The organism is Gammaproteobacteria bacterium, from assembly GCA_013696315.1.
In the GTDB taxonomy this organism is placed as follows: domain Bacteria; phylum Pseudomonadota; class Gammaproteobacteria; order JACCYU01; family JACCYU01; genus JACCYU01.
This window is the reverse complement of sequence record JACCYU010000020.1, coordinates 1-17,109: the sequence shown is the minus strand read 5'-3', so window position 1 is coordinate 17,109 and position 17,109 is coordinate 1. Positions and strand designations below refer to the sequence as shown.

Below are 17,109 nucleotides of genomic sequence, written 5' to 3'. Positions count from 1 at the left end.
CGGTACTCTGCGCTTGAGTACACCCGTCGCCTTTGGGCGGCTGCATGTCGCACCGGCCCTATCGCGATTTCTGCAGGCTTATCCAGACGTCAGCGTCGACCTTGTGGCCGCGGACGAGATAGTAGATTTGGTGGAAACCGGGATAGATGTTGCCATTCGCATCGGCGTGCTGCAGAACTCGAGCCTGGTCGCCCGCAAGCTCGGCGCCAATCAATATGTGATCGCGGCGAGCCCCGGATATTTTGAGCGCCATGCCATACCGCAAAAGCCATCCGATCTCGCCGACCACAATTGCCTGATCCACAAGCGCAGCGCGAGCCCAGCAGCGGTGTGGACGTTCAGGCGCGCGCAAGATTCGGAACGGATCGAGGTATCGGGCAATCTGCGGGCCGACAGCTTCGGCATAGTCAAATCGGCCGCCTGCCTGGGCCAGGGCATTGCTCTGTTGCCCGCCTGGAGCGCCATGCCCTGTGTGGAGGCTGGAGAATTACAATTGTTATTGCCCGAGTTCGAGGCCCATCCCGGAGAAAGCGAAAGCGACGGCGGCATTTATGTTGTTTATCCGCACCGCAAGCTCGTGTCCCCCAAGGTGCGGGCCTTCGTCGATTTCATGGTTGAATACGTCGGCAGCACCTCTTGCTGGTCGCCGCATAAAGCATTACCCGCCGCCCATTGACGCAGCCGAACATTGACGGTTACGGCAGCCGTCAACAGGTGGGTGTGCGGCGTTAGTGAAATCAGGCCTGCCCTGCTCCAGGCTATTTCGGCCACGACTCCCGCTTCAATGGATGGGCAGCCATCATTTTTTTACCGAAGCTTTCGAATCCGCTGATCTGAGGACAGCAAAGGATTTAGTCCATACGCTGCAATAGGTGGCGCCGACCAGTCAGCACTGGAAAAGAAACACCTGCGCCGAGATCTCGGGGGCTCCGCCGGCGCTAGTTCGTGCCGCAGATTAACCGCTTTAATCCTTTCAACGCCGAGCCGGTTTTCCAGATCGCTGATGCGCTTGCTGACGACAGACTTCGCCAGATTCAGACGCAGCGCCGCGGCGCTGATGCTGCCGGCTTCCACCACCCGTACGAAGGCCGCGATGTTGTCGAAGCTATGTTCGCTCATGCCGAACGCGGAGGTTTCATGGATGATGGGTTTTATATCGCCGAACGCGCCATATTCTACACTTGCTATATTCTACTTTTAGTTATAGGCATCGTCGCGTATGGATGTGGATGCTTCGCGCCAGCGCATGCTGCGAAGCGCATCGATGCAAGACGCACATGAGGAACAAACCATGACCACCGAACGCAGGATCGCAGGCATTTATCGCGGCGCACCCATCCACTGGGTGGGCGACGGCTTCCGCGTGAGCAATTATTTTCCGTCGGGCAACGATTTCGGCAGCCGCGCGAGCCCGTTTATCCTGATGGACTATGCGCCGCCGTATCGCTATCCGCCGACCGACAATCATCAGCGTGGCGTGGGGCCGCACCCGCATCGCGGTTTCGAGACCGTGACTCTGGCGTTCGAAGGCGCGGTGGCGCACCACGATAGCTCCGGCAACGAAGGTGTGATCGGGCCCGGCGACGTACAGTGGATGACGGCCGCTTCCGGCGTGTTGCACAAGGAATATCACGAGCGTGAATTCGCGCGTAGGGGTGGCAATTTCCACATGATGCAGCTGTGGGTGAATCTGCCCGCAGCACATAAGATGGATCACCCGCGTTATCAGGCATTGACCGCCGCGCAGATGGGCCGGGTTGAACTGCCGGATAACAGCGGCCATGTGCGCGTGATAGCCGGGGAATACAGCGGTGTAAAAGGCCCGGCCGTGACGGTGACGCCGCTGGGCCTGTTCGATATTCGACTCAGCGCCGGTGGCAGTATTCCATTATCGTTTCCCGCGCACGAGAACACCCTGGCGTTGGTCATGCGGGGCGCGATCGAGGTTCAGGGGCGGACCGCGAATGGGCTTGACCTGGTGTTGTTCGAGAATGCTGGCGAAGCGATCACGCTGCGGGCATCGCAGGATGCACAGGTGTTGCTGCTCAACGGCGAGCCTATCCATGAACCCGTGGTGCATTACGGTCCGTTCGTAATGAACACGCAAGCCGAGATCCGCCAGGCGATGATTGACTTCAACGCGGGGAAGTTCGGGGTGTTGACGGATTAGCCTGCATCGGCAAGGGATTGCCGGCGTACGTCTGCTGGACCTACGTAAGAAGGCGCCGCACCGCGTTACTGCATTTTCGCCGCTAAAACGTTCGAGAATACATTTCGCTGTACTGGTCTCACCCCGACAGCCGGCCGCTTGTGCGCAGAACGAAGCGATGATCCAAAGTGAACAATTTCATCCGAATCACCGATGGCGCGGAGAGTCCGCATGCGTCTAAATCGGTGATCGGGGTATCCTGCGACCACAGCGCGTTGGCGGCGCTGGTGAACATGCCCATCACAAGCCATGCCGCATTCTCAGCCACTCAACCGCGCCGCTGATTTCCCTGTTAAGATTTCTATAACAATTCTGTAGACCGCGCACCGCCCGCCGGAAAACGCAAGCCCAAGCACGAGAGCCAGCGATGCCGACACCGCCACCCAGACTGCAACCGCCGGTCGATACCGTCCGCGACCATATCTCCGGGCCAGTCGATGCGAGAGTCACGTTGCTCGAATATGGCGACTATCAGTGCGCGTATTGCCGCCGCGCGCATGCCGGCATCATGGAGCTACGCGACGAACGTCTGCCCGGTCAGTTGCGCTATGTGTTCCGGCATTTCCCTAACGAGCGTTTGCATCCCCAGGCGCAGCTTGCCGCCGAAGCGGCCGAAGCGGCCGCCGCGCAGGACCGATTCTGGGACATGCACGAACACCTGTTCGCGCATCAGGATGCGCTGGATCGTGACAGTCTGGTGCAAGGCGCGCGCGAACTGGGGCTGGACGCGGAGCGCTTCGCGCACGAGCTGGACGACCACACGCATGCCGGGCGCGTGCGCGCAGATTTCGATAGCGCCGAGCAAAGCGGCGCGCGGGCGACACCCACGTTTTTCGTCAATGATCGCCGTTACGACGGCCCCTGGGATCAGGAATCCGTGCTGGAGGCGATCGAGCGGCCGCTGGGCTGGAAGATTCGCCTGTTGGCCGAGCAGTTCGCGGGCCTGTCCGCGTCCAGCGGGTTGCTCATGCTCATCGGCGCGCTCGTGGCGCTGCTGTGGGCCAACTCGCCCTGGCGCGAGGCGTATACGGCACTGTGGGAAACGGAGCTCGCCATCACCCTGGGCCGGCACGCGCTGGGCCTGTCGCTGCACGAATGGGTCAACGACGGGCTTATTGTCATATTCTTCTTCGTGGTCGGCCTTGAGATCAAACGCGAACTTACCGTCGGGCATTTGACCGAACGCCGGCAGGCCGCCCTGCCAATTGCCGCCGCGCTGGGCGGCATGCTGTGCCCCGCCCTGACCTATCTCATATTCAACTCCGGCGGACCGGACAGTTCGGCCTGGGGCGTACCGATCGCGACTGACACGGCTTTTGCGCTGGGCCTGTTGGCGATGCTGGGCCGTACAGTGCCGCTGTCGCTGCGCATCTTCGTGGCGGCCGCGGCGATCGCCGACGACGTGGGCGCGATCCTGGTAATCGCCGTGTTTTACACGGACGATCTTGCGCTTGTGAGCATCGCCGTGGCGGTCGCTTTTTTCGGCGTGGCCCTGATACTCAACTGGATGCGCGTGTACCGGCCGCTGCCGTACGCTGTGACCGGCATCGCTTTGTGGATGGCGGTGCTTTATTCCGGCCTGCACCCCACCCTGGCCGGCGTGTTGCTGGCGTTTACCATTCCCACTCGCAGCTCACCGAATACGTATACCTTGCTGGGCCAGAGTCAGGCGATCTTTCACAGCATGGAGTCGCCGGCGATCGGTGAGCGCAGCGAAAGCCGCTACCAATCCGCGGTGCGCGCGCTGGAGAGCATGGTCGAACGCATGCTGTCGCCGTCGCAGCGTCTGGAGCGCGATCTGCAACAGTGGTCGGCCTATCTGGTGTTGCCGCTGTTCGCGCTGGCCAACGTTGGCATCACCTTGAGCGCCGATGCGCTGGACGTACTGCAGCCGGTGGGCTTAGGCATTATCGCCGGCCTGGCGCTGGGTAAACCGCTTGGTGTCACCCTGGGCGCGTGGCTGGCGGTGCGCGCGGGGTTTGCGGCCAAGCCCGACGACTTTGGCTGGCGGCAGGTCGTCGGTGCGGGCTTTTTGTGCGGCATCGGCTTTACCATGTCGTTCTTGATCGCCGACGTCGCCTTCGCAGGCTCCGACCTTCTGCCGCTGGCGAAATTCAGCGTGATGCTGGCCTCGGTGATTTCCGGCACTGTCGGCTGGATGCTGCTGCGCGGCGTCCGTGAAGGATAAATATTTGCCGCGCCCACTCGCACTTCCCGGTCGGCATCGGCGGCGGCAATGCGTATAATCCGCGACATATAAACTTAAGGTGAGCGCCATCGAAGCAAGGGCCAGATGGCCGGCTCACCCGCTCCGTCAAAGGGAGAAGGATTGGTACTCCGTCGCCTTGAGCGGCCAATGGTTTTAACGGCGCAATTGAGGCGTTCAGCAATCAAGCCCCCAGGCTTTGCCGGGGAAAATGTAAGTCCCACCATAGCGGCATAAGAATTATGAAAGACAGCGAAATTTCCGGCTGGATGTGGGCGGAAGCCTGCCAGCTCATCGATCAGGCGGATCGCCTGCAGCGGCAGTTTTTTCGGGTGGGTGTGCGGAACCAGGCGCCCGCGTGGGAGCCGCCCACCGACATCTTCGAAACCGACGAAGAGGTCTCGATCTGCATCGCGCTGCCGGGGGTGGCTCCGGATCAGGTACAGGTGACGCTAGAGAGCGATGTGTTGTCCGTCAGTGGCGTGCGGCTGTCGTCGCCGCCCAGCGCGCTGATCCATCGCCTCGAGATTCCTTACGGGCGTTTCGAACGGCGCATGCGGTTGCCCCTGCGCGAACTCAAGCTGGCGCAGAGCGTGTTCGAAAACGGCCTGCTCTCTTTGACCTTGCACAAGCGCTAAGGAGTTCAGCGATGGAAATTGAAGGTCTGCGAAACGACGCTCCGCAGCACCAGCAACCGGTAGACCCCAAGCCGCGCGACACTGCCGTCGACGAGGCGACACAAGCGCGGGCCATTCCCGATGACGCCATGCCGATCATTCCCGTGCGCGGACTGGTGCTGTTTCCGGGTGTGATCCTGCCGATTTCGCTCAGCCGCGACATATCGATCGCCGCCGCACAGGCCGGCGCGCGCGGCGAGCGCCATGTCGGCGTGGTGTTGCAGCGCGATCTCACAACAGATAAGCCCGGACCCGACGACCTGTACTGGGTCGGCACCCTGACCGGCATTCTGCGCTACATCACCGCGCCTGACGGCGGTCATCACATCGTCGCGCAGGGCGAGCAGCGCTTCCGTATCACGCAGTTTCTGGACGGCTACCCGTTCATGGTGTGCCGTTACGAGCGCATCGAACAGACGGAAGCCGAAGTCATGGACAAGGAAGCGGAAGCGCAGCTTTTGAACCTGCGGGAACGCGCCGTGGAGGCACTGCAGCTTTCGTCGCAGGCGCCCGCGGAGCTGATCGGCGCCGTACAGGGCGTGAAATCGCCCGGCGCGCTGGCGGATCTAGTCGCGCATTTCATGGACCTCAAACTCGAAGAAAAACAGGAGGTAATGGAGATCTTCGACGTCAAGGAGCGCCTCGACCGCGTGTCCACCCTGCTCGCGCACCGGCTGGAAGTGCTGCGCCTGTCGCGCGACATCGACACGCGCACCAAGGAGAGCATGGGCGCGCGGCAGCGTGAATACCTGTTACGCGAGCAGCTTAAGACCATCCAGAAGGAGCTGGGCGAAGACGAGGGACACTCGGAAGACATCGACGAACTGGCCCGGGCGATAGAGGCGGCCAAGATGCCGGAAGAGACCGAAAAGCACGCGCGCAAGGAACTGCAGCGGCTGGAGCGCATGCCGGAAGCCGCGGCCGAATATGCCATGTTGCGCGGCTATGTGGAGTGGCTGACCGAGCTGCCGTGGTCGGTGATGTCGGAGAGTGACATCGATATCGGGGAGGCGCGGAAAATCCTGGACGAGGATCACTACGGCCTGGCCAAGATCAAGCGCCGTATCCTCGAATATCTGGCGGTGCGCAAGCTCAAGGCCAGCGGCCGCAGCCCCATCCTGTGCTTCGTCGGTCCGCCCGGCGTCGGCAAGACCTCGCTGGGCCAGAGCATCGCGCGCGCCACCGGCCGCAAATTCATGCGCATCAGTCTGGGCGGCGTGCACGACGAGGCCGAGATTCGCGGGCATCGCCGCACCTACATCGGCGCTCTGCCCGGCAATATCATTCAGGCCATCCGCAAGGCTGGCACCCGCAACCCCGTGTTCATGCTCGACGAAATGGACAAACTGGGCGCGGGATTTCAGGGCGACCCCGCGTCCGCGCTACTGGAGGTGCTGGACCCCGAACAGAACTCGACCTTTCGCGACAATTATCTCGCCGTACCCTTCGATCTGTCGCAGGTGATGTTCATCGGCACCGCCAACATGCTGGACACTATCCCCGGCCCGTTGCGCGACCGAATGGAGGTCATTCATCTCCCCGGTTACACGGAAGAGGAGAAGGTGCAGATCGCGCGGCGCTATCTGGTCGGCCGCCAGTTAGAGGCGAATGGTCTCACCGAGCAGCAATGCGAAATCACCGACGACGCAATCGGCGCGATCATTCACGACTACACGCGTGAGGCGGGTGTACGCAATCTGGAGCGCGAAATCGGCAGCTGCTTCCGTCGCGCCGCCATGCGCATCGCCGAAGGCGAAACGCAGCACGTGCGCATCGACGCGGCCGACCTTGCGGAAATCCTGGGGCCCAAGAGGTTCGAAAGCGAAATCGCGATGCGCACCAGCGTCCCCGGTGTGGCGACCGGGCTCGCCTGGACGCCGGTGGGCGGCGATATCCTGTTCGTGGAAAGCAGTCGCGCGCCCGGCACCGGCAAACTGATCCTCACCGGTCAGCTGGGCGACGTGATGAAAGAGAGCGCGCAGGCGGCTTTGAGCCTGGTGAAGTCGCGCGCGAGCGACTTCGGCGCCGACGCGGACAGTTTCGACAAGCACGACATCCATATTCACGTGCCGGCCGGCGCCATCCCCAAGGACGGCCCCAGCGCCGGTGTGGCGATGTTCATCGCGCTCGCGTCGCTGCTAACCGGACGGCCGGTGCGCAACGACACGGCCATGACCGGCGAGATCAGCCTGCGCGGACTGGTGCTGCCGGTGGGCGGCATCAAGGAAAAAGTGCTGGCGGCGGCGCGCGCCGGTCTGGAAACCGTGCTGTTGCCCGCGCGCAATCAAAAGGAACTCGACGAAGTTCCGGAAGGCGCGCGCAAGCGCCTGCGTTTCGTGTGGATCGAGCGGGTCGATCAGGCGGTGGAAGCAGCGTTGTGTCCGAAGGATGCGGACGGGCGGTGACGCCCCCGCCTTATTACGTGGGCAAGGTGTATGGGCGCGCCAGGTCTTTCATCGAATGGAAGGCGCTGCTGCGACGGACCTTAGAGGCTCACATGACGATATTGAAACCGGGTGGTTTTCTGGTGATCAACATCGCCGACATACTTTATTTTAAAGATACACCCGCATCATGGCTGAGAACGTGTCCCGGCGTAAGCGCGCGGATATCACGCGAGAAATGGTGCAGGCGGCGATGATCGCGCATCCGGACAAGAATCGTCACCAGATCGCCGCGCCGCTGAGATGCAGCGAACAACTGACTCTGACACTTATCAGCAGACATACCGCAGGTAATCCGGCAGCCTAAATTACTTGCTGAGCAACGAAACGGCTACGAGATAAAGGTAACGATGAAAATCCTGATGGTTTTAACCTCGCACGACCGGCTGGGCGATACCAGCAAGAAGACCGGCTTCTGGCTGGAGGAACTGGCCGCGCCGTACTTTGTGTTCCGCGATGCGGGCGCTGCGATTACGCTCGCATCGCCTGCCGGCGGGCAACCGCCGCTGGACCCCAAGAGCGACGAGCCGGATGCGCAAACCGAGGTGACCAGACGTTTCAGTCAGGACGCACAAGCGCAAGCGGCGCTCACCAGCACGCTCAGGCTGGCGGACGTCAACCCGCGGGATTTCGACGCGGTGTTCTACCCGGGCGGTCATGGGCCGCTGTGGGATCTCGCGGAAGACAAACACTCGATCGCTCTGATCGAGGCCATGTACGCCTCCGGCAAACCGGTGGCGCTCGTGTGTCACGCGCCCGGTGTCTTGTGTCACGTCAAGACGCCGGATGGCGCGCCGCTGGTCGAGGGCATGGCAGTGGCCGGCTTCACCAACAGCGAAGAGACCGCCACCGGGCTCGCGGACACCGTTCCATTCCTGGTCGAGGATATGCTTAAAAGTCTGGGCGGTCGCTATTCCATGGTCGATGACTGGCAACCGCTGGCGGTGGCCGACGGGAATTTGATCACGGGGCAAAACCCGGCTTCGTCGGTGCCGGCGGCACAGGCCGTTCTGGAGCAATTGCAAGGGATAACATCCCGCTCGTTTACGCGCGCGACGGGTTGACCGTCGCCGCGCGCGGGCGACGACGCCATCACGTGCGTCGAACCGTTGCGCCACTCGCGCAACCCGGCAGCCCACAATCAACCGTTCCCGAAGCACGAAACTTTCAGGAGGTAACGCATGGCGAACCTGTCCGAACGACGCGTGTGGATCACCGGCGCCAGCAGCGGCATCGGCGCGGCCACCGCGCGCGTGCTGGCCGCGCACGGCGCGCACACGATCTTGTCCGCAAGGCGCGCGGAAAAACTGCGAGACCTTGCAAGTAAAATCGAAAACGAAGGCGGCAAAACTGAGATTTGTACCCTCGATGTAACCGACCGCGCGGCGGTCGCGCGGCTCGGCGAGCAACTGGATGCTGACGGCGGCGTGGATATTCTGATCAACAACGCCGGGCTAATGCCGTTGGCACCTCTGCTCGAAGGTCGCGTGGACGAATGGGAGCGCACCATCGACGTCAATCTCAAAGGCCTGCTGTACGCCATTCACGCCGTACTGCCCGGCATGGCGGAGCGCAAACGCGGGCACATCGTCAACATCGGCTCGGTGGCCGGACGCTTCGCGTTCCCCGGTGCAGCGGTTTACTGCGGCACCAAGTTCGCGGTGCGCGCCATTTCGGACAGCCTGCGCCGCGAGATGATCCAGTACGGTGTACGGGTGACCGACGTCGAACCCGGCGCGGTCGCCACCGAACTCAAGGACTCCATCGGCCACGATCCTTCCCGCGAGGCCGCCATCAGCAAGGGCGGGCTGTACGATCCGGACGCCGATATTCTTGAGGCCGAGGACATAGCCAACGCGATTCTTTACGCGGTGAGCCAGCCTGCGCACGTGAACGTGAGCGAGTTGCTGATCCGCCCGACCATTCAGGAACGCTGAGCATTAAAGCGTGCTAACGGCGCGCGGGACGCGATGCCGATCCGCAGCTTTCAGGATCGGGTCTGCACTCCTCCGGTGGTAACGATTCTTGCATGGGTTCGGGACTTAGAATAGTCACAGGAGTCCGCGCATGACCAAGGTAGTCCGTTTTCACGAAACCGGCGGTCCCGAGGTGCTCAAGTTCGAAGATATGGAGGTCGCCGCGCCTGGGCCTGACGAAATCCGCGTGAACATCGAAACCATCGGCCTCAATCGCGCGGAGGCCATGTTTCGTTCCGGCATGTATCTCGAAGAAACGCGGCTGCCCGCGCGGCTCGGTTATGAAGCCGTTGGCACTGTCGATGCGGTCGGCAGCGGCGTTGAGAGTTTCGTCGCGGGCGACCATGTCAGCGTGGTGCCCGCGTTTTCCCTGAACGACTATGGCGTGTACGCCGAACAGGCTGTCGTACCGGCCGCTGCCGTAGTCAATACGCCGGCCGGTCTGGACGCGGTACACGCCGCGGCCGTGTGGATGCCGTATCTGACCGCGTACGGCGCGCTGGTAGATGTCGGCCAGCTCAAGCACGACGACGCCGTCATCATTCCGGCGGCATCCAGCAGTGTCGGTCTGGCCGCGATCCAGATCGCCAACAGCATCGGCGCCACCACCATCGCCACCACGCGCTCGGACGCGAAAAGGGGCGCTTTGCTGGAAGCCAGCGCGGCGCACGTGATCGTCACCGAGGAACAGGATCTGGTCGCCGAGGTTAACCGCATCACGGGCGACCACGGCGCGCGCATCGTCTTCGATCCCGTCGGCGGACCGCAGGTCGAGACCCTGGCGCAGGCGATGGCGCGCTTCGGCATTCTGTTCGTTTATGGCGCGCTCAGTGGTCAGCCGACGCCGTTCCCCGCCATAATGGCAATGAACAAGTCGTTGAGCCTGCGCGGTTACGTGCTGTTCGAGATCAGCCGCGACCCGCAGCGGCTGGCGCGCGCCTGCGCCTACGTGAACGGCGGCCTCGAATCGGGCGCCCTAAGACCCACCATCGCGAAAACTTTCACTCTGGACGAGATCGTCGAGGCGCACCGCTACATGGAGTCCAACGAGCAGTTCGGCAAGATCGTAGTCACCGTGTAGCGTTAAGAAACTGGAAGCGAGTCAACATGAAAGCAGTCGGCTATCGCCAGCCGCTGCCGATATCGGCGGCGGAATCCTTGCTCGATGTGGAGTTGCCCGACCCCGAACCCGGTGGCCGCGATTTGCTCGTGCAGGTAAAAGCCGTGTCGGTCAACCCGGTCGACACAAAAGTCCGCCAGAGAACGGCGCCGGATTCGGGGGAGGTGAAGGTGCTCGGGTTCGACGCAGCCGGCGTGGTGATTGGATCCGGTCCGGATGCACAGCTCTTCAAGGCTTGTGACGAGGTCTGGTACGCGGGCTCCATTGCAAGACGGGGAACCAACGCCGAGCTGCATCTTGTAGACGAGCGCATCGTGGGCCGCAAGCCGTCATCGCTGGACTTTGCGCAGGCGGCCGCGCTGCCGCTGACCACCATCACCGCCTGGGAACTGTTGTTCGATCGCCTCGGCGTCCTGCGGGGCGAGCAGGCGTCCGGCGAGTCTTTGCTGATCGTAGGCGCGGCCGGCGGCGTGGGTTCGATCCTCACGCAACTCGCGCGCAAGCTGACCGGTCTTACAGTGATCGGCACGGCGTCGCGCGCGGAGACCGCGGATTGGGTGCGCGAGTTGGGCGCGCACCACGTCATCGACCACGGCAAACCGCTGTCGGACGAGCTCAGGCGCATCGACATTCCGCAGGTGACGTATGTCGCGAGCCTCACGCACAGCGACGCGCATTTTGTGGAGATCGTCAAGGCCCTCGCGCCGCAGGGCCGCTTCGGGCTAATCGACGATCCGCCCTCGCTCGATATCAATCTGCTCAAACAAAAAAGCCTGTCCCTGCACTGGGAGCTGATGTTCACCCGCGCGCTCTTCGAAACCGCCGACATGATCGCGCAACACGAACTGCTGGGCGACGCGGCGCGGCTGGTTGACACCAATGTAATACGCACCACGTTCGGCGAACATTTTGGCCGCATCAATGCTGAAAACCTCAAGCGCGCGCACGGCTTCATTGAGCAGCATCGGGCGAAAGGCAAGATTGTGCTGGAAGGCTTTTGATGCGGCTCTAGCGCGCGACTGGGAGCTCGCGTGGGGCGAGTAGCTTACGCCGCTGCCCGCGCTACAGCCCGCGCTGGCTGCCGATAGTCCTTGTAGATATCCCGCACCCAGCCGAAGAATGGACGGGCCTTGTGCTGGTCACGCAACGCGCATGCGGGCTTTGGGAAATTGCTGGCCGCCTCTGCCTCGCTGGGCAACACCCACGGCGACAGCAGCGCGCAGGCGGTCAAGTCCGCCCTGGAAAACTGATGACCGACGAGAAACCGCCGATCTTGTAAGGCGTTGTCCAGCATCTCTAAGGCGGCCAGGAGTCGCTCCTCCGCGGCCCTGGCCGAGTCCGGATTGATGTTCATTGCCTCGATCATCACGCGTCGCACCTGCGAAAATATCACCGCGAGTACCGGCCTCCCGTACCAGGGCGCGCCATCGAGCATGAAACGCAACGCGCGCTTGCGATCAGGCAGCGCGTGATAGTAAAACCAGAGACGCAAGGTCACGCCGACCTCCTCGTCAAAGTATTCTTCCCACGCCAGCGCTTCTCTCGCCTGCGCGGGATCTTGCGGCACGAGTGGACGCTGCGGATATTTCCTGTCCAGAAAATCGATGATCGCCGTGGAATCCTGCACCGCGGTACCGTCATCGACGAGGATCGGCAGAGACGTGTCGGGCGCCAGCTTTCGCGTGGGATTTACGTGCAGGCCGGGGAGCAGATTGCGGGGTTTGTACGGAATGCCTTTGTAATCAAGCGCCCACCGCGCTTTCTCGCAGTAGTGTGAGAACTGGAACTGGTATAGCTCGACCATGGCGGTACCTCCACTCTACAGCAGGCTCGATCGACTCACTCTTGTCATTTCGACCGCGTGAATAAATCCTGAATTAGGATTCCTATGTCGCGATCGTATAGGGTTTCTCGCGTACGTTCGAGATGACATCTCTTATGATACCCAGGACGGGCACATCCCTGTCCCCTGGCTACCTTTACGGTCCGGCCTGCCACTCCACCGCGTAATCCGTGGGCGAGGTGAAGTAGTTCTCGCAGGTGCCGCTCCTGCCTACAACGTCAGCGTGATATGGAGTATTGTCGCGACGCTGCCGCTTGCGTAGTTCGTAACGGTTATTAACATTTATCAACGGTGCAGCTAAATACAAATCTTCAGTTGATACCGGCTGGCCTGGGCGGAGCTTCATGCATCTGTCGCTTGGTTGCCACATACTAAACGGATGTCAACCCGGTTCTCAGGCTTGGTATCGCGACCGATGTTTTTCGCGCTGGCGCCTGGGCTCCGCCGTATGAGTTTTTACGCCGACCCGCCGCACGTCCAGTGCGGGACATAATTTCTGCCCGGCACACGCCAGGCCCGGCCAACCAATAGCGGCGGCCTTAACAATTTCATTATGGAACGTGCTCAACTGACGCGCTTTGCCTGGCTATCGGTGGCGGCGGCTCTGCTGACCATCGCGCTGAAAGCGATCGCTTATTACATCACAGGCTCAGTGGGTTTGTTATCGGACGCGCTGGAGTCAGTGGTCAACCTCGTGGCCGCGGTCATGGTGCTCACCACTTTGACGGTTGCCGCCCGGCCGCCGAGCGAGCTGCACCCGTTCGGTTATGGCAAGGCGGAGTATTTTTCCAGCGGCGTCGAGGGCGCGCTGATCCTGTTCGCGGCCGTGGGCATCGTCTGGTCCGCCGTTCCGCGGCTGATCGAGCCCATTCCGCTGCAACATGTCGGCGTGGGTCTGGCCATCACCTTGCTGGCCGCGGCCGTAAACCTTGCGGTAGCCCGCGTGCTACTGGCTGCCGACCGAAACTATGGCTCGATCACCCTGGAAGCGGATGCGCGACACCTGATGACCGATGTGTGGACTTCGGTCGGCGTCGTGGCGGGAGTTGCGGCGGTCGCCGTCACGGGCTGGGAGCGACTGGATCCGATCGTCGCACTGGCCGTGGCCGCCAACATCATCTGGACGGGCGCGAAGCTGGTGCGGCGGTCCGTGCTGGGTCTGCTGGACGGCGCTTTGCCGGAGTCCGACCTGGCGGCGGTGAACAAAGTGCTGGACGAGTGCTGCAATCATAATGTTCAGTTCCATGCGCTGCGCACCCGGCAGGCAGGCGCACGGAAATTTGTCTCGGTGCACATCCTGGTGCCTGGCGAATGGACCGTGCAGCGGGGCCACGATCTGCTGGAGCAGATCGAGGAGCAGATTCGCGCCGCGGTGCCGGGCGCGAACATGTTCACACACCTGGAGCCGCTGGAGGACCCGCTGTCCTGGCAGGACATAGGGCTCGATCGGGATGCAGAGTGGTAGCAGCCTGAAGCGCCCATACACAGCAATAACGAATATTATAGATTTAAATATCGGGCACTTGCGTTAAATGCTTCGCATCGAACTGAAGTAGTATTATCCACCTTCGGCGTCGCGCGCTGGCCTCGGCAACCACGTTTCACAAACCAGACTTACGGCGCTGTCGAGGCGGTCGAGGCTTTGGCCGACGGTCGCGTTATGAACATCGCGTCGCCATAACTATAGAAGCGATAGCGCTGTTCGATCGCGTGGCGATAGGCGGCCATAACTCGCGCATAACCGCCGAACGCACAAACGAGCATGAGCAGGGTGGACTCCGGCAGATGAAAGTTGGTGATAAGCGCATCGACCACCCTGAACTCGAAACCCGGTGTGATGAAAATGTCGGTGTCGCCGCGAAACGGTTGCAGCGTGCCGCCACGGGCCGCGGTCTCCAGGCCGCGAACGACGGTGGTGCCGACCGCGACTACCCGCCCGCCACGTGACCTGCAGCTATCCACCGCCGCGCACACGGCGGGCGATACCTCGACGTGCTCAGCGTGCATGCGATGCTGTTGAAAATCCTCCACACGCACGGGCTGAAACGTGCCGGCGCCGACATGCAAAGTGAGCGCGATTTGATCGAGCCCTTTTCGCGCCAGCGTGGTCAGCATGGCGTCATCCAAATGCAACCCGGCGGTTGGCGCCGCAATCGCTCCGGGATGCCGCGCGTAAACCGTTTGATAGCGATCCCGATCCTGCCTGTCATCAGGGCGCGCTACGTAAGGCGGCAAGGGTATGTGCCCGTGCGCGTCAAGCAGCGACCCTACCGATTGATCGCTTTCAAAACACAGCTCGAAGAGATCGTTCCGCCTGCCGGTGACGGTAACGTCAATGCCACCTTCCAGATGCAGACGACGGCCCACACGCGGCGCTTTGCTGGCCTTTACGTGGGCCAGCGCGTGGTGGTCGTCCAGCACCCTTTCCACCAGCACTTCGACTTTTCCGCCGGTTGTTTTCGCGCCATGCAGACGCGCCGGAATCACCCGCGTGTCGTTGAAGACGAGCAAGTCCCGTATGTCAAGAAATCCAGGCAGATCCGTAAAAACGCGGTCCAGCAAGCCGCCGCGGGCTCCATCCAGGTGCAACAGCCGGCTCGCGCTGCGTTGTTTCAGGGGATGTTGAGCGACGAGATCGGGAGGCAGTTCGTAATGAAATTCGCGGGTGCGCATCACGCCGCATATTAGCAAATGTGCGATGTTACCGCGCTCGACAAGGCCGGCGTTGCACCGGCCTTGTCGACCTTAAACCCGGGTTCGCGCATCGCAAGCCAGGGCATTTACAGAATGCGCGCGCTTAGAACAGATGCTGATACTGGAGGTACAGGCGATCCTGATCGTCGCCGACCGCTGTCTCGTTTGCGTCGATATTGCCCGCGTTATCGGTGGCGAAAATGTCCGTTCCCCTCTCGTAGGTGAACTGCAGCTTGTCGTCGTATTCGTTGAAGAAGTAGTTGATGCCAGCAAGATAGCGTTCGTCTTTTTCGGCGACCGCGTCCGCATCCAGAACCTGGTAACCGATGACAGGCTCGACGTAATCGCTACCCACCGGAATCATGTAACCGCCTTTCACGGCATAGGTGTCGAAGTCGCCCTCGCCGGCCGCGATAAGCCCATCGGTGAAGGTCGGATCGACGGTTTCGGATTTAAAGGTGTTATAACCGATATCGACGGAAACCCCCGCCCATCTCAACGCCGCGTCGGCGCCGTAGCCTTGCGCCTCATCGTAGTCGCTGCCGGCGGGTAGGTCCGACTCGTTGACATTATCGTCATCGTTGTTCCAGGTAAAGCCGTTGATGGCCGCGCCGATTTTCGGACTAGCCGAGCGCTCAAAATCGCCCTGCGCGAGATCGAATTCACCCAGCGGATAGATATCAATGCGCCCTGCGAACATGTCGCCGAAATATTCAGTATCGCTCGTCAGGCGCGTGTCGAAGTCGAGGGTGCTAGTGCCCGGATCGATGCCGGCCTTGTAATATCCAACCGCATATTGAAGCATCTCTCCTCCCTGCAGGGACACGCCCATATTACGGTCTGGCACCCCGAAATCGTGGTCCCCAATAAAGGTGCGTTCGACGAACTGCTGGCGTTTGGAGGAGGTTAGCTGTTCGCGGGAAAAAGGCACGTAATGATTACCGACGATGATATCCCCAAAAGGCAGACCGCCGTATTCGATATAAGCGTCCTTGATATCGACCTCGTCGTCGGCAAAGTCGATGGACAGCACGCCCAGGACATTCTCGGTGAGGGTCGCCTCGATTTCGGGGCGCACCCGCCGCAGAAACAGGTCATCGGTGCTGTCCGCGCCTGGCGTGTCAGGGTCGACCCTCAGATACTGCACCTGAATGCGGCCGCCAATTTCCACCGCGGTCTCGCCTTCTTCATAAATGACGGTTCCCGCGCTCACGGTGCTCGACACAAGCGCGCCGCCAGCGAAGCCTAAAATGCATAGCGAAGTTTTCACTCGCCCCATGTGCTTAAGCATCGGCACAATCCTCTCAGATAAAAGTGTAGGTTTCTCGAAACAAGTTGTTGTTGCCGCGTGACAGCAAGCTAAAGACTCACGATGAACAAAAGATGACACTTACGTTACGGTTTGATGGCAGATGCGCCCCATCCCGCGTTTGCAGCGAGTGGGCTTTGCGTTAGACTGAAAAACCTGCAGCCGGGATGGCGGAACTGGTAGACGCGCCAGACTCAAAATCTGGTAGGAGCAATCCTGTGTGGGTTCGATTCCCTCTCCCGGCACCACAGACCTTTCCAAGCAAGTCCGAGAACGTCCATAAGCCAGTTGAAAACACTGGCTTTTTTCATGTCTGTCGTCTAAACTAGTCCGAGCAAGTCCAGAGAAAGCCGGTTGCTTTTGGCGGTACTTTTCGAGCAAGGTACCGCCACTTTGAAATGAGGTACCGCCAAGTGGCGCTAACAGACAGAACGATCCAGACGAAAGCCAAACCCGCCGATAAGGCATTCAAGCTGTTCGACGGTCACGGCTTGTTTTTGCTGGGGTGGTCTCAAGCTTCTAGTGCAACGCCTATGATGGTGAGACCGGAGGTGTTGCATGGCAAGGTATACGAGATTGACGCGGTCGGAGCGGGAGGAGTTGAGTCTGCGTTTGTCATGGGGTTGGCGTT

The 17,109-nt window shown here is 61.3% G+C and carries 16 protein-coding genes and 1 tRNA gene; 12 read left to right on the top strand and 5 right to left on the bottom strand.

Going from position 1 to position 17,109, the window contains the following annotated elements:
• Positions 1–676: LysR family transcriptional regulator (locus tag H0V34_01105; GenBank protein MBA2490346.1), on the top strand; the 676-nt coding region annotated here is incomplete at its 5' end.
• A gap of 131 nt (positions 677–807) precedes the next feature.
• Here the strand turns inward: H0V34_01105 and H0V34_01100 are convergent.
• The gene (locus tag H0V34_01100; protein MBA2490345.1) at positions 808–1,119 is read right to left on the bottom strand and encodes a LysR family transcriptional regulator; all 312 of its coding nucleotides are present in this window, start codon (positions 1,117–1,119) and stop codon (positions 808–810) included.
• A 172-nt stretch (positions 1,120–1,291) separates the two neighbouring features.
• Between H0V34_01100 and H0V34_01095 the strand changes: the two genes are divergently transcribed.
• The gene (locus H0V34_01095) at positions 1,292–2,170 is read left to right on the top strand and encodes a pirin family protein (protein MBA2490344.1); all 879 of its coding nucleotides are present in this window, start codon (positions 1,292–1,294) and stop codon (positions 2,168–2,170) included.
• A 118-nt stretch (positions 2,171–2,288) separates the two neighbouring features.
• Here the strand turns inward: H0V34_01095 and H0V34_01090 are convergent, their stop codons facing one another.
• On the bottom strand, positions 2,289–2,477 hold the full coding sequence (locus H0V34_01090; GenBank protein ID MBA2490343.1) for a hypothetical protein: 189 nt from the start codon (positions 2,475–2,477) through the stop codon (positions 2,289–2,291).
• A gap of 99 nt (positions 2,478–2,576) precedes the next feature.
• On the opposite strand from H0V34_01090, the gene nhaA reads away from it, so the two are divergent.
• The 8 genes from nhaA to H0V34_01050 all read left to right on the top strand — a co-directional run bounded on the left by nhaA (position 2,577) and on the right by H0V34_01050 (position 11,633).
• Positions 2,577–4,397 carry a Na+/H+ antiporter NhaA gene (gene nhaA, locus H0V34_01085; GenBank protein ID MBA2490342.1) on the top strand — a complete coding sequence of 607 codons (1,821 nt, stop codon included), beginning with the start codon at positions 2,577–2,579 and terminating at the stop codon, positions 4,395–4,397.
• Positions 4,398–4,657: 260 nt separating this feature from the next.
• Positions 4,658–5,053 carry an Hsp20/alpha crystallin family protein gene (locus H0V34_01080; GenBank protein ID MBA2490341.1) on the top strand — a complete coding sequence of 132 codons (396 nt, stop codon included), beginning with the start codon at positions 4,658–4,660 and terminating at the stop codon, positions 5,051–5,053.
• An 11-nt stretch (positions 5,054–5,064) separates the two neighbouring features.
• Positions 5,065–7,497 (top strand): endopeptidase La, encoded by a 2,433-nt coding sequence (gene lon, locus H0V34_01075; protein ID MBA2490340.1) that lies wholly within the window; start codon positions 5,065–5,067, stop codon positions 7,495–7,497.
• Positions 7,498–7,666: 169 nt separating this feature from the next.
• Positions 7,667–7,843 (top strand): hypothetical protein, encoded by a 177-nt coding sequence (locus tag H0V34_01070; protein ID MBA2490339.1) that lies wholly within the window; start codon positions 7,667–7,669, stop codon positions 7,841–7,843.
• 43 nt (positions 7,844–7,886) lie between these two features.
• The gene (locus H0V34_01065) at positions 7,887–8,600 is read left to right on the top strand and encodes a type 1 glutamine amidotransferase domain-containing protein (protein ID MBA2490338.1); all 714 of its coding nucleotides are present in this window, start codon (positions 7,887–7,889) and stop codon (positions 8,598–8,600) included.
• 117 nt (positions 8,601–8,717) lie between these two features.
• Positions 8,718–9,473: an SDR family oxidoreductase gene (locus H0V34_01060; GenBank protein MBA2490337.1), complete on the top strand. Its 756-nt coding sequence runs from the start codon at positions 8,718–8,720 to the stop codon at positions 9,471–9,473.
• A 130-nt stretch (positions 9,474–9,603) separates the two neighbouring features.
• The gene (locus H0V34_01055; protein MBA2490336.1) at positions 9,604–10,593 is read left to right on the top strand and encodes a zinc-dependent alcohol dehydrogenase family protein; all 990 of its coding nucleotides are present in this window, start codon (positions 9,604–9,606) and stop codon (positions 10,591–10,593) included.
• A 26-nt stretch (positions 10,594–10,619) separates the two neighbouring features.
• A complete protein-coding gene (locus tag H0V34_01050) occupies positions 10,620–11,633 on the top strand; it encodes a zinc-binding alcohol dehydrogenase family protein (protein ID MBA2490335.1) in 1,014 nt (337 codons plus the stop codon).
• Positions 11,634–11,677: 44 nt separating this feature from the next.
• Here H0V34_01050 and H0V34_01045 read toward each other — a convergent pair whose 3' ends face one another.
• Positions 11,678–12,436, bottom strand: a complete 759-nt coding sequence (locus H0V34_01045) for a glutathione S-transferase (GenBank protein MBA2490334.1) — start codon at positions 12,434–12,436, stop codon at positions 11,678–11,680.
• Between the two features lie 592 nt (positions 12,437–13,028).
• On the opposite strand from H0V34_01045, the gene H0V34_01040 reads away from it, so the two are divergent.
• A complete protein-coding gene (locus tag H0V34_01040; protein MBA2490333.1) occupies positions 13,029–13,940 on the top strand; it encodes a cation transporter in 912 nt (303 codons plus the stop codon).
• Between the two features lie 149 nt (positions 13,941–14,089).
• Here H0V34_01040 and queA read toward each other — a convergent pair whose 3' ends face one another.
• A complete protein-coding gene (gene queA / locus H0V34_01035) occupies positions 14,090–15,148 on the bottom strand; it encodes a tRNA preQ1(34) S-adenosylmethionine ribosyltransferase-isomerase QueA (GenBank protein MBA2490332.1) in 1,059 nt (352 codons plus the stop codon).
• A 124-nt stretch (positions 15,149–15,272) separates the two neighbouring features.
• A complete protein-coding gene (locus H0V34_01030; protein MBA2490331.1) occupies positions 15,273–16,382 on the bottom strand; it encodes a hypothetical protein in 1,110 nt (369 codons plus the stop codon).
• Positions 16,383–16,639: 257 nt separating this feature from the next.
• On the opposite strand from H0V34_01030, the gene H0V34_01025 reads away from it, so the two are divergent.
• A tRNA-Leu gene (locus H0V34_01025) sits at positions 16,640–16,726 on the top strand.
• The last annotated feature ends 383 nt before the right edge of the window (positions 16,727–17,109 follow it).